At 70.3% G+C, this 13257-nt stretch carries 8 protein-coding genes and 1 tRNA gene; 1 reads left to right on the top strand and 8 read right to left on the bottom strand.

What is annotated here, in order from left to right; all coding sequences use genetic code 11:
- Positions 1-15: 15 nt before the first annotated feature.
- Complete coding sequence (gene polA, locus ACYVGN_RS02610; protein WP_460788587.1) at positions 16-2643, bottom strand: DNA polymerase I; 2628 nt, start codon at positions 2641-2643, stop codon at positions 16-18.
- Between the two features lie 75 nt (positions 2644-2718).
- Here polA and ACYVGN_RS02605 point away from each other — a divergent pair, with 75 nt between their 5' ends.
- The gene (locus tag ACYVGN_RS02605) at positions 2719-3141 is read left to right on the top strand and encodes a PaaI family thioesterase (protein WP_055988265.1); all 423 of its coding nucleotides are present in this window, start codon (positions 2719-2721) and stop codon (positions 3139-3141) included.
- A 17-nt stretch (positions 3142-3158) separates the two neighbouring features.
- Here the strand turns inward: ACYVGN_RS02605 and ACYVGN_RS02600 are convergent, their stop codons facing one another.
- The 7 genes from ACYVGN_RS02600 to lgt all read right to left on the bottom strand — a co-directional run bounded on the left by ACYVGN_RS02600 (position 3159) and on the right by lgt (position 13217).
- Positions 3159-3701 (bottom strand): GNAT family N-acetyltransferase, encoded by a 543-nt coding sequence (locus ACYVGN_RS02600; protein ID WP_460788585.1) that lies wholly within the window; start codon positions 3699-3701, stop codon positions 3159-3161.
- Positions 3698-4312, bottom strand: coding sequence for an ANTAR domain-containing response regulator (locus tag ACYVGN_RS02595; protein ID WP_134745088.1), 615 nt, complete (start codon positions 4310-4312; stop codon positions 3698-3700). The genes ACYVGN_RS02600 and ACYVGN_RS02595 overlap by 4 nt, the downstream gene beginning before the upstream one ends.
- A 75-nt stretch (positions 4313-4387) precedes the next feature.
- A tRNA-Leu gene (locus ACYVGN_RS02590) sits at positions 4388-4473 on the bottom strand.
- A gap of 62 nt (positions 4474-4535) precedes the next feature.
- Positions 4536-5981: a pyruvate kinase gene (pyk, locus tag ACYVGN_RS02585; RefSeq protein WP_460788583.1), complete on the bottom strand. Its 1446-nt coding sequence runs from the start codon at positions 5979-5981 to the stop codon at positions 4536-4538.
- Positions 5982-6067: 86 nt separating this feature from the next.
- Positions 6068-7534 (bottom strand): glutamate synthase subunit beta, encoded by a 1467-nt coding sequence (locus tag ACYVGN_RS02580; RefSeq protein WP_460788581.1) that lies wholly within the window; start codon positions 7532-7534, stop codon positions 6068-6070.
- Positions 7527-12101 (bottom strand): glutamate synthase large subunit, encoded by a 4575-nt coding sequence (gene gltB, locus ACYVGN_RS02575; protein WP_460788579.1) that lies wholly within the window; start codon positions 12099-12101, stop codon positions 7527-7529. The genes ACYVGN_RS02580 and gltB overlap by 8 nt, the downstream gene beginning before the upstream one ends.
- Positions 12102-12221: 120 nt before the next feature.
- The gene (gene lgt, locus ACYVGN_RS02570; RefSeq protein ID WP_460788578.1) at positions 12222-13217 is read right to left on the bottom strand and encodes a prolipoprotein diacylglyceryl transferase; all 996 of its coding nucleotides are present in this window, start codon (positions 13215-13217) and stop codon (positions 12222-12224) included.
- Positions 13218-13257: the final 40 nt, after the last annotated feature.

Genomic DNA, 13257 nt, shown 5'->3' with positions numbered 1-13257 from the left:
CCTCGTCCGCCGCGCTCAGTGCGCGGCCTCGTTCCAGTCCGCGCCGCGCCCGACCTGCACGTCGAGCGGCACCGAGAGCTCGGCGGCGCTGCCCATCCGGTCGCGCACGATGCGCTCGACTGCGTCCCACTCCCCCGGCGCCACCTCGACCACGAGCTCGTCGTGGATCTGCAGCAGCACGCGCGAGGCCATTCCGCGCAGGTCGTCGTGGATGCGGAACAGCGCGATCTTCATGATGTCGGCCGCGCTGCCCTGGATGGGCGCGTTCAGCGCGGCGCGCTCGGCGTTCTCGCGGAGCACGCGGTTCGGGCTCGTCAGGTCCGGGAACGGACGCCGCCGCCCGAAGATCGTCTCGGTGTAGCCGTCCACGCGGGCCTGCTCGACCGACGAGCGCAGGTAATCGCGGACCGCGCCGAACCGCGCGAAGTACTCCAGCATGAGCGACTTCGCCTCGGCCTGCTCGATGCGCAGCTGCTTCGACAGGCCGAACGCCGACAGGCCGTACACGAGGCCGTAGGACATGGCCTTGACCTTCGTGCGCATCGCGGCGGTGACGTCCTCCGGCGCGACGCCGAAGACGCGCGCGCCGACGAAGCGGTGCAGGTCCTCGCCCGAGTTGAACGCCTCGATCAGGCCGGGATCGCCCGAGAGGTGCGCCATGATCCGCATCTCGATCTGCGAGTAGTCGGCCGTCAGCAGGGCCTCGTACCCCTCGCCCACCTCGAACGCGGCGCGGATGCGTCGCGACTCCTCGGTGCGCACAGGGATGTTCTGCAGATTGGGGTCGGTGCTCGACAGGCGGCCGGTCTGGCTGCCGGTCTGCACGTACGTGGTGTGCACCCGCCCGTCGTCGCCGATCGCGGCGTCGAGGCCGTCGATGATCTGCTTGAGCTTGGTGGCCTCGCGGTGCTGCAGGAGCACGTCGAGGAACGGGTGGTGCGCCTTCTCCTGGAGGTCGGCGAGGGCCGCGGCGTCGGTCGTGTAGCCGGTCTTGGTCTTGCGCGTCTTGGGCAGCTGCAGCTCCTCGAAGAGCACCTCCTGCAGCTGCTTGGGCGATCCGAGGTTGACTTCGTGGCCGATCGCCGCGTAGGCCTCCTGAGCGAGCGCCTCGGCGCGGGCGCCCAGCTCGGACGAGAAGCCGGACAGCTTGCCGTGGGACACCGCGACACCGGCGAGCTCCATGTCCGCCAGGGCGACGAGCGTCGGCAGCTCGATGTCGGTGAGCACCGTGCGCACGGCATCCGGGAGCTCGCCCCGCAGTCCCTCCGCGACCCGCAGCGTGTACCAGGAGAGCTGACCCGGCGTGGCGCCCTCGGTCTCCGGCACGAGCTGCGACGGGTCGGCCTCGGGGAGCTTCTCTCCGAGGTAGCGCTCCACGAGGTGACCGAGGGAGCGGTCAGGGAGGCTCGGACGCAGCAGCCAGCCGGCGAGCAGGTTGTCGAAGGCGAGCCCGCCCACGACGACGCCTGCGCGGCCGAGCGCCTTCACCTGCGGCTTGGCGTCCGTGAGCACCTTGGGCGCGTCGGATGCGAACCAGTCGCGCAGGGCTGAGGCGACGTCCTCTGACCAGCCGGCCTCCACCGCGTCGGACCCGGTGGAGAGCCCGATGCGGTCGGGCAGCCCGGCCGCCGTCGTGATCGTCACGCCGATCTCGCCCGGTGCGGCCGCGACCCAGGCGGCCAGCTCGGCGGCCGGGAGCTCGCGCGGCGCGGGCATCGGCTCGGCGTCGGCGGCGGGCTCGTCGTCCATCACGGCGCCGGCGGCCTCGAACACGCGCGGCAGCAGCGTCCTGAACTCGAGCCGGGCGAAGATGTCCCGCACGGCCTGGGCGTCGAGCGGCTTGACCGCGAGGTCGGCGGGGCCGAACTCGAGCTCGACGTCGCGCAGCAGACGGTTCAGCCGCCGGTTGCGGCGGACGTCCTCGATGTGCTCGCGCAGGTTGCCTCCGACGACGCCCTTGATGGTGTCGGCGCCGTCCAGCAGCGCGTCGAGCGAGCCGAACTGCGTGAGCCACTTCACCGCGGTCTTCTCGCCGACCTTCGGCACACCGGGCAGGTTGTCGCTGGTCTCGCCCACGAGAGCGGCGATGTCGGGGTAGAACTCCGGCGCGAGGCCGTACTTCTCGACGACCGCCGCGGGGTCGTAGCGCTTGAGCTGCGAGACACCCTGCACGGACGGATACAGGAGCGTGATGTCGTCGTTGACGAGCTGGATGGTGTCGCGGTCGCCCGAGCAGACCAGCACCTTGAAGCCCTCGGCTGCTCCCCGCGTCGCGAGGGTCGCCAGGATGTCGTCGGCCTCGTAGTCCGCCTTCTGCAGGACCGTGACGCCCATGGCGGCGAGGCACTCCTGCAGGAGCGGGATCTGGCCCTTGAACTCCGCCGGGGTCTCGGAGCGGTTGGCCTTGTACTCGGTGTACTCGCGCGTCCGGAAGGACTCCCGCGAAGTGTCGAAGGCGACCGCGAGGTGGGTCGGCTTCTCGGCCTTCAGAAGGTTGACGAACATCGACAGGAACCCGTAGATGCCGTTCGTGTGCTGCCCGTCCTTGGTCGAGAAGTTGTCGACCGGCAGCGCGTAGAACGCGCGGTAGGCGAGCGAATGGCCGTCGACGACCAGGAGGGTAGGCTTTGCGGAGTCCGTCACCCTGTCAGCCTAACGAGCACCGCCGACGCCACCGCCGCGGTGCGGAGCTGCGCAGGACACCGAATCAGGAGCCCGATGTCCGACCTCTCCCCCGGACTCGAGTGGGTCCGCCACCGCGGCATCGGCGCGCTCGCCGAGCGCATGGGCGTCCGCTTCACCGAGTTCACCGCCGAGCACTCCGTCGCCACGATGCCCGTCGAGGGCAACACCCAGCCGGTCGGACTCATGCACGGCGGGGCATACGTGGTGCTGGGCGAGTCGATGGGGTCCATGGCCGCGAACTACCACGCGGGCCCGGGGCGCCTCGCCGTCGGCCTCGACATCAACGCCACCCACACCGGCTCGGCCCGCTCCGGACTCGTCACCGCGACCTGCACGGCCCTGCACCTCGGCCGCTCGGTCGCCGTGCACGAGATCGTGATCGTGGACGAGGCCGGCCGCCGCTGCTCCACGGTGCGGATCACGAACCTGATCAAGGACCTGTCGACGCAGGGCTGAGCGCGGCAGGCCGCCGCTCAGTCGTGCAGGATCCGCTGGAACAGCACGTGGTCGCGCCACTGTCCGGCGATCCGCAGGTAGCGGGGCGCGAAGCCGAAGCGCTCGAATCCCGCGCGCTCGAGCACGGCCTGGGATCCGGTGTTCTCCGGCAGCGTCCCCGCCTGCAGTCGGTGCAGCCCCAGCTCGTCGCGCGCGTGATCCGCCGCGATGCGCACGGCCCCGGTCATCAGCCCGCGCCCGGTGAGCTCGGCGTCGAGCCAGTAGCCCACGTTCGCGCTCTGGAACGCGCCGCGCACGATGTCCGTCACGTTGAGTCGGCCGACGATCCGCTCCTGCGCGTCCTCGAGCACCCAGCGCAGCGCCGCGCCGCGCGAGTGCTCCGCGACGGCGTAGCGCGTCTGCGCCTGCTGCGACGCGACGGTGTAGAAGTCCGGATCGCGCAGCGGCTCCCACGGCTCGAGGTGGGCGCGGTTGCGGATGTAGGCCGAAGCGAGCGCGGCTCCGTCCCCCAGACGCAGGGGACGGAGCCGGATGTCCTCGGTGAGCGGGTGCTCGGTCACGCCTTCTTCGGCGCGAGCTGCTCGATGATCGCCTTGGCGACATCCTGCATCGTCAGGCGGCGGTCCATCGACGCCTTCTGGATCCAGCGGAACGCCTCCGGCTCCGACAGGCCCATCTTCTCGTTCAGCAGGCCCTTCGCGCGGTCGACGAGCTTGCGGGTCTCGAAGCGCTCGACCATGTCGGCGACCTCGGCCTCGAGCGTGATGATCTGCTCGTAGCGGGCCAGGGCGATCTCGATCGCCGGCAGCAGGTCGTTCGGGGTGAACGGCTTGACGACGTAGGCCAGGGCCCCGGCCTCGCTCGCGCGCTCGACCAGCTCCTTCTGGCTGAAGGCCGTCAGCAGCACGACGGGCGCGATGTGGTTCTTGCTGAGGCGCTCGGCCGCGCTGATGCCGTCGAGCTGAGGCATCTTGACGTCCATGATCACCAGGTCGGGACGCAGCTCGGTCGCGAGCTGGACGGCGGTCTCGCCGTCGCCGGCCTCGCCGACCACGTCGAACCCGTTGTCACGGAGGATCTCGACGATGTCGAGGCGGATGAGGGACTCGTCCTCGGCCACGACGACGCGGCGGGGTGCCGCGGGTGCCTGCCCGGTCTGCTCTTCGGTCACGTGTCCATCCTAAGTCTTCGTGTCTGGGCTGGCTGGGAGCCACGCGGCTCCCCCGCTCGTGCGGTGGTGGCCGCATGGTGCCGGTGGTGGGACTCGAACCCACACGCCCTCACGGACAGCGCATTTTGAGTGCGCCGCGTCTGCCATTCCGCCACACCGGCCCGGAACGACGATACCGCCTCGCGCGGGTGACCCCGTGCGAGGCGGTATCGGGCGGATCTGCTTACCGCTCCTGGTAGATCGGAGCGGCGCCCTGGACGGCGTCGCCGACCTTGTGGACGCGCAGGTCGTTGGTCGAGCCCGCGATGCCGGGAGGCGAGCCCGAGATCACCACGACCTTGTCGCCGATCTGCGCGAGGCCGTTCTCGAGGAGGTACTCGTCGACCTGGTGGAACATCAGGTCGGTGTGCTCCACCATCTCGACGAGGGTCGAGCGCACGCCCCAGGTCAGCGCCATTCGCCGCTGGATGCCGACCTCCGGCGTGAACCCGATCATCGGGCGGTGCGAGCGCAGGCGCGACATACGGCGGACCGAGTCGCCCGACTGCGTGAACACGCACAGGAACTTGGCGTCGACGAAGTCGGCGACCTCGACGGCCGCGAGCGTGATGGCGCCGCCCTGCGTGCGGGGCTTGGTCGTGAGCGGCGGGATGCGCTCGAGGCCGTGCTCCTCGGTCGACTCGATGATGCGCGCCATGGTCGCGACCGTGACGACGGGGTACTCGCCGACGCTGGTCTCGCCCGACAGCATCACGGCGTCCGCGCCGTCCAGCACCGCGTTGGCCACGTCGCTGGTCTCGGCGCGCGTGGGGACGGGGTTGCTGATCATCGACTCGAGCATCTGCGTGGCGACGATGACCGGCTTGGCCATGCGGCGCGCCAGCTCGACGGCCTTCTTCTGCACGATCGGCACGGCCTCGAGCGGGAGCTCGACGCCGAGGTCGCCGCGGGCCACCATGATGCCGTCGAACGCATCGACGATGTCCTCGAGGGCGTCGACCGCCTGCGGCTTCTCGATCTTCGCGATGATCGGGACGCGACGTCCCTCCTCCGCCATGATCACGTGGGCGCGCTGCACGTCCTTCGCGTTCCGCACGAACGAGAGGGCGATGAGGTCGGCGCCCTTGCGGAGCGCCCAGCGCAGGTCCTGCTCGTCCTTCTCGCTCAGCGCGGGGACGTTGACGGCGGCGCTCGGGATGTTGATGCCCTTGTTGTTGGACACGTTGCCCGCGACGATCGTCTTGGTCGTGACGGTCCGCTCGTCGGCCTCGATGACCTGCAGGCGCACCTTGCCGTCGTCGATGAGCAGGTAGTCACCCGGCTTCACGTCCTGGGGCAGGCCCTTGTAGGTCGTGCCGGCGATCTCCTTCGTGCCCTCGATCTCATCGATCGTGATCTTGAAGATGTCGCCCTCGGCCAGATAGTGGGGGCCGTCCTTGAACTTGCCGAGCCGGATCTTCGGGCCCTGCAGGTCGACCAGGACGGCGACCGGCTTGCCCACGTCCTCGGCGGCGCCGCGCACGTTCTCGTAGTTGGCGTCGTGGACCGAGTAGTCGCCGTGGCTCAGGTTGAGCCGGGCGACGTCGACGCCGGCCTCGATGAGCTCACGGACCTTCTCGCGTGTCGACGTCGCGGGCCCGAGGGTGGCGACGATCTTGGCACGTCTCAACTGATTACCTTCCGCACAGGGTGATAAGACGGCGGCACGGAACTTCCGATCCTCGTGTCGGCGTCTTCGGGGTTTTCGGGCTCAGCCTACGCGGGCTGCAGACCGATCGCGACATCCGTCGGACGCACCGGAGAGGGCAGAGAGGTCTCCCCCATCAGGTACGAATCGACCTCTGCCGCGACAGAGCGGCCCTCGGCGATCGCCCACACGATGAGCGACTGGCCGCGGCCGGCGTCGCCGGCCACGAACACACCGGGAGCGGTGGACTGGAAGGCGCCGTCGCGCTCGACGTTGCCTCGAGCCGTGAACTGCGCCTGCAGCTGCTGCTCGAGCGCCTCGCGCTCGGGGCCGGTGAAGCCCATCGCGATCAGCACCAGGTCGGCCGGGATCTCGCGCTCCGTGCCCGGCTTGGGCACGCGGCGGCCGTCGACGAACTCCGTCTCGGCCACCACGAGGGCGCGCACCTCGCCCGCGTCGTTTCCGACGAACTCGACCGTCGAGGCGAGGTACTGGCGCTCGCCACCCTCCTCGTGCGCCGAGGAGACCTCGAACACCGTCGGCATCATGGGCCAGGGCTGGTGCTCCGGACGGTCGTCGCCCGGGCGCTTTCCGATGGCGAGGTTGGTCACGCTCAGCGCACCCTGGCGGTGCGCGGTGCCGATGCAGTCGGCGCCGGTGTCGCCGCCGCCGATCACGACGACGTGCTTGCCCTCGGCCGTGATCTGGTTCGGGACCTGGTCGCCCGCGACCGCCTTGTTCGCCTCGACGAGGTACTCCATGGCGAAGTGCACGCCCGCGAGCTCCCGGCCCGGGATCGGCAGGTCGCGCGGCACCGTGGAGCCGGTGGCGACCACGACCGCGTCGTAGCGCGCGCGCAGGTCGCTCCACGAGATGTCCTTGCCGATCTCGACGCCCGCGCGGAATCGCGTGCCCTCGTCCTGCATCTGGCGCAGGCGCGACTCGAGGTGCTTCTTCTCCATCTTGAAGTCCGGGATGCCGTAACGCAGCAGGCCGCCGATGCGGTCGTCGCGCTCGTACACCGCGACCGTGTGGCCGGCGCGCGTGAGCTGCTGGGCGGCGGCGAGGCCGGCGGGGCCCGAGCCGACCACGGCGACGGTCTTGCCGGTCAGGCGCGCCGGCGGCTTGGGCTCGACCCATCCGTTCGCGAACGCCTCGTCGATCGTCGAGACCTCGATCTGCTTGATCGTGACGGCGGGCTGGTTGATGCCCAGCACGCACGCGCTCTCGCACGGCGCGGGGCACAGGCGGCCCGTGAACTCCGGGAAGTTGTTGGTCGCGTGCAGGCGCTCGATCGCGGAGCGGCCCTCGCCGCGCCACATCAGGTCGTTCCACTCGGGGATCAGGTTGCCGAGGGGGCAGCCCTGATGACAGAACGGGATGCCGCAGTCCATGCAGCGGCTCGCCTGGCGGCGGAGCACGGCCGAGTCGCCCGGCTCGTACACCTCCTTCCAGTCGAGGATGCGCACGGGCACGGGACGGCGAGCGGGGAGCTCCCGCTCGGTCACCTTCAGAAAGCCCTTGGGGTCAGCCACCGGTCACCTCCAGGATGCGGTTCCAGACGACGTCGCCGTCGGGGTCCAGGCCCTCGGCGACCGCCTCCTGGCGGGTCTGCAGGACGGCGGCGTAGTCGCGCGGCAGGACCCGCACGAAGTTCGCCACCTCGTTCTCGAAGTCGTCGAGCAGGCGCTGCGCCAGCTCCGACTCGGTCTGCGCGACGTGCTGCTCCAGCAGGTCGCGCAGGATCTCGGCGTCGCCGGAGCCCAGCTCGGTGAGCGTGAGCTCGCCCGAGGCGAGCGCCTCGCGGTTCACGAGATCCGTGTTGAGGCGGTACACGTACGCCGTGCCGCCCGACATGCCGGCGCCCAGGTTGCGTCCGGTGCGGCCCAGGATGACCGCGAGGCCGCCGGTCATGTACTCGAGCGCGTGGTCGCCCACGCCCTCGACGACCGCGGTCGCACCCGAGTTGCGGACGAAGAAGCGCTCGCCCACGACGCCGCGCAGGAACATCGTGCCCTGGGTCGCGCCGTAGCCGATCACGTTGCCCGCGATGACGTTCTGCGACGCGTCGAACGTGGCGCCACGCGGCGGGCGGATCACGATCTGCCCGCCCGAGAGGCCCTTGCCGACGTAGTCGTTCGAGTCGCCCTCGAGGCGCAGCGTGATGCCGTTGGGCAGGAACGCCCCGAACGACTGCCCCGCCGAGCCCGTCAGCGTGATGTCGATCGACCCGGCCGGCAGGCCGTGCTCGCCTCGCGCCTTCGTGACGTGGTGGCCGAGCATGGTCCCGACCGCGCGAGCGGTGTTGCGCACGGGCAGCTGGATGGAGATCTGACCGCCGTTCGCGATCACGTCCTGCGCCCGCTCGATCAGCGGCACGTCGAAGTGCTCCTCGAGCTCGTGCAGCTGGTCGCGCTGGTGGCGGCGAGGCTCGTCCTCCGCGAAGCGGGGGCCCTCGAGGATCGGCGTCAGGTCGAGACTCGAGGCCTTCCAGTGCTCCACCGCCGGGTTGATGTCGAGCATCTCGGCGTGGCCGATCGCCTCGTCGAGCGAGCGGAAGCCCAGCGCGGCGAGGTACTCGCGCACCTCCTGCGCGATGAACTCCATGAAGTTCACGACGTGCTCGGCCTTGCCGGTGAAGCGCGACCGCAGCACGGGGTTCTGCGTCGCGACGCCCACGGGGCACGTGTCGAGGTGGCACACGCGCATCATGATGCAGCCCTCGACCACGAGCGGAGCCGTGGCGAAGCCGAACTCCTCCGCGCCCAGCAGGGCGCCGATGATCACGTCGCGGCCGGTCTTGAGCTGGCCGTCGACCTGCACGACGACGCGGTCGCGCATGCCGTTCAGCATGAGCGTCTGCTGCGTCTCGGCGAGACCGAGCTCCCACGGCGTGCCCGCGTGCTTGAGCGAGTTCAGCGGGCTCGCGCCCGTGCCGCCGTCGTGGCCGGAGACCAGGATGACGTCGCTCAGCGCCTTCGCCACGCCCGCGGCGACCGCGCCGATGCCCGACTGGCTCACCAGCTTGGTGTGGATGCGGGCCTTCGGGTTCGCGCGCTTCAGGTCGAAGATCAGCTGCTTGAGATCCTCGATCGAGTAGATGTCGTGGTGCGGCGGCGGCGAGATCAGGCCCACGCCGGCGGTCGCGTGACGCGTCCGCGCGACCCACGGGTACACCTTGCCCGGGGGCAGCTGACCGCCCTCGCCGGGCTTGGCGCCCTGCGCGAGCTTGATCTGGATGTCGTCGGCCTCGGTGAGGTACAGGCTGGTGACGCCGAAGCGGCCCGACGCGACCTGCTTGATCGAGCTGCGACGCTCGGGGTCGAGCAGGCGGTCGACGTCCTCGCCGCCCTCACCGGTGTTCGACTTGCCGCCCAGGCGGTTCATCGCGATCGCGAGCGTCTCGTGCGCCTCGCGCGAGATCGAGCCGTAGCTCATCGCGCCCGTCGAGAAGCGCTTCACGATCTCCGAGACCGGTTCGACCTCGTCGATCGGCACGGCGGGGCGCACGCCCGTGCGCAGCTGGAACAGGCCACGCAACGTCTTGAGCTCGGCCGCCTGGTCGTCCACGAGCTTGGTGTACTCGCGGAAGATGTCGTAGCGGCGCGTGCGCGTCGAGTGCTGCAGGCGGAACACCGTGTCCGGGTTGAACAGGTGCGGGGCGCCGTCGCGGCGCCACTGGTACTCGCCGCCGGTCCACAGGCGCTCGTGCGCGCGGGGGGCGCGGTCCTCGGGGTATGCGAACGCGTGGCGCGCGGCGTTCTCGGCCGCGATCTGGTCCAGCCCGATGCCGCCGAGCTTGCTCTCGGTGCCGGTGAAGTACGCGTCGATCAGCTCCTGGGACAGACCCACGGCCTCGAACACCTGGGCGCCCGCGTACGACGAGACGGTCGAGATGCCCATCTTCGACATGATCTTCAGCACGCCCTTGCCGAGCGCGTAGATCAGGTTCTTGACGGCCTTCTCGGGCGTGACGCCCTGGATCGATCCGGTGCGGACGAGGTTCTCGACCGTCTCCATCGCGAGGTACGGGTTCACGGCGGACGCGCCGTAGCCGATGAGCGTCGCGACGTGGTGCACCTCGCGGACGTCGCCGGCCTCGACCACCAGGCCGACCTTCATGCGCGTCTCGTTGCGGATGAGGTGGTGGTGGATCGCCGACAGCATGAGGAGCGACGGGATGGGCGCGAGGTCCTGGTTCGAGTCGCGGTCGCTGAGCACGATGAACTCGGCGCCGTCCTCGATCGCCTTGTCGGCCTCGCGGCAGAGCTGCGCGAGGCGCTTCTCGAGCCCCTTGCGGCCGGCGGCGACGCGGTAGAGGCCGCGCAGCGTCACGGACGAGCGCCCGGGCAGGGCGGTGTCGATGTGCTGGATCTTCGCGAGCTCGTCGTTGTCGATCACCGGGAAGTCCAGCCCGACCGTGCGGGCGTGCTCCGGACCCCATGAGAGCAGGTTCGCCTCGGGGCCGAGACCGAGCTTGAGGCTGGTCACGACCTCCTCGCGGATGGAGTCGAGCGGCGGGTTGGTGACCTGCGCGAACTGCTGCGTGAAGTAGTCGAACAGCAGGCGCGGGCGCTCGCTGAGCACCGCGATCGGCGTGTCCGAGCCCATGGCGCCGAGGGGCTCCGCGCCCGTGCGGCCCATCGGGGCCAGCAGGATGCGCACCTCCTCCTCGGTGTAGCCGAAGGTCCGCAGGCGCCGGTTGATCGACGCGATCGGGTGGACGATGTGCTCGCGCTCGGGCAGGTCGGCGAGGCGCACCGTGCCCTTGTCGAGCCACTCCTGCCACGGGTGCATGGCGGCGAGCTCGCGCTTGATCTCGTCGTCCTCGATGATGCGGCCCTGGGCCGTGTCGACCACGAACATGCGGCCGGGCAGCAGGCGCCCGCGGCGCTCGATGCGCTCGGGCTCGAAGTCGAGCACGCCCGTCTCGGAGCCGATGACCACGAGGCCGTCCTTCGTGACGGTCCAGCGGCCCGGACGCAGGCCGTTGCGGTCGAGCATGCCGCCGACGATCGTGCCGTCGGTGAAGATCAGCGACGCGGGGCCGTCCCACGGCTCCATCTGGAGCGAGTGGTACTCGTAGAAGGCGCGCACGTCGGGATCGATGTCCGCCTGCTTCTCGTAGGCCTCGGGGACCATCATCAGCATCGCGTGCGGCAGGCTGCGGCCGGTGAGCGTCAGCAGCTCGAGCACCTCGTCGAACGAGGCGGAGTCGCTCTGGCCGTCGGCGCAGATCGGCAGCAGCGGGCGGATGTCGCCGAGCAGCTCGGACTCGAGCTGCGACTGGCGCGCGCGCATCCAGTTGCGGTTGCCGCCGACCGTGTTGATCTCGCCGTTGTGGGCGAGCATGCGCAGCGGCTGCGCGAGCGGCCACGACGGGAACGTGTTGGTCGAGTAGCGGCTGTGCACGACGGCGAGCTCCGTCACGAAGCGCTCGTCCTGCAGGTCGGGGTAGAACGGCTCGAGCTGGAGGGTCGTGACCATGCCCTTGTAGCCGAGCGTGCGGCTCGAGAGGGTCACGAAGTACGCCTCGAGCTCGTGCTGGGCGCGCTTGCGCAGGCGGTACACGCGGCGGTCGAGCGCGATGCCCGAGAGCGGCTCCTCGCCGTCCTGGGCCGGGCACGTGATGAACACCTGCTCGAACGCCGGACGCGCGTCGAAGGCCAGCTTGCCGAGGTGCTCGTCCTCGGTCGGCACCTCGCGCCACCCGAGCACCTCGAGGCCCTCGCTCGCGGCGACGCTCTCGATCGACGCCTTCATGGCGGCGCGGGCCTCGTCGTCGCGGGGCAGGAAGATCATGCCGGCCGCGTACTCCCCCACCGGCGGCAGGTCGAAGTCGACCACCGCGCGCAGGAACGCGTCGGGCATCTGCGTGAGGATGCCGGCACCGTCGCCCGTGCCCGCGTCGGAGCCGATGGCGCCGCGGTGCTCGAGGTTGCGCAGGGCGGTGAGGGCGAGGTCCACGATGTCGTGGCCCGCCTCGCCGCGCAGGGTCGCGACCATCGCGAGACCGCACGCGTCCTTCTCGAACGCAGGGTTGTACATCCCCTGCTTCGCGGGGAAGGCGCCGCCGGCGCCGTAACGGGGGCTCGATGCCATGCCTACCGTCCTAGGTGGTTGTTGCTCTGCTGGGACGACGTCGGCCCGATGGGATACAGCAGCTGTGCTCGCCGCACGCCGCCTGCGAAGGACCGACCGCGCCCCTCGAGAGCAGCGGTTCTACTTCGCGGCTGCGGTGCTTGTGGCGGCGGCCTGATGGGGTGAGAATTCCGACGCGGGCGGTTCGCTGACGTCGACGAATTCAGTGGGGTCCCCCGATTGTACCGCCTCGGAACCGGCGCGCTCGCGCCCGGGCTGGTACGGCGACGGCTCGAGGCCGAAGTGGCGGCGCTGCACCAGCAGGATGACGATGCCGACCACGATGCCGACGATCGCCGCCCACACGTTCGTGCGCAGGCCGAAGTAGATCTCGCTCGGGTCGATCCGGATGGACTCCCACACGACGCGTCCGGCGCCGTACCAGATCAGGTAGAGCGCGAACAGGCGGCCCCACTGCAGACGCAGGCGGTTGCCGATCCAGAGCAGGAAGACCACGCCCAGGACATTCCAGATCATCTCGTAGAGGAACGTCGGGTGGAACAGTGTGTCCTCGGCCAGCCCGGGCGGGAACGCCGCGTTGTCGGGGTCGATCTCGAGGCCCCAGGGCAGGTCGGTGGGCCAGCCGTACAGCTCCTGGTTGAACCAGTTGCCGAATCGGCCGATCGCCTGCGCCAGGAGGAGCCCGGGCGCGAGCGCGTCCGCGAACGTCCAGAACCGGATGCCGGTCCACCGGCAGCCGAGCCAGGCGCCGACCGCGCCGCCCAGGAGCGCGCCGAAGATCGCGATGCCGCCCTCCCAGATGGCCCAGACCGAGCCGGGCTGCGTGGGGTTCCACGGGTTGGAGCCCTCGCCGAAGTAGAACCCCGGGTGCGTCGCGACGTGGAAGATGCGCGCGCCGATGATCGCCAGGGGCACCGCCAGCAGCGCGATGTCGATCACGATCCACGGCTCGGCGCCGCGCTTCGTGAGGCGGCGGTTCGTCATCAGCGTGGCGATCACGATGCCCGCGATGATGCACAGCGCGTAGAAGTGGATGCGCACCGGGCCCAGGTCGATGTAGCTGACCGGCGGGCTGGGGATGCTCGTGACGACGCTCACAAGGGCGGAAGACAGCATGGTCCCGAGTCTAGTTCTCCGCGAGGCGGATGCCGGACGG

It is taken from the genome of Microbacterium lacusdiani, from assembly GCF_054779895.1.
This window is presented reverse-complemented; position numbering and strand designations above follow the sequence as displayed.

Excerpts from the sequence above, each read along its gene's own strand:
- ACYVGN_RS02605 (WP_055988265.1), top strand. The coding sequence starts at position 2,719 with ATGTCCGACCTCTCCCCCGGACTCGAGTGGGTCCGCCACCGCGGCATC.
- gltB (WP_460788579.1), bottom strand. The coding sequence starts at position 12,101 with ATGGCATCGAGCCCCCGTTACGGCGCCGGCGGCGCCTTCCCCGCGAAG.
- lgt (WP_460788578.1), bottom strand. The coding sequence starts at position 13,217 with ATGCTGTCTTCCGCCCTTGTGAGCGTCGTCACGAGCATCCCCAGCCCG.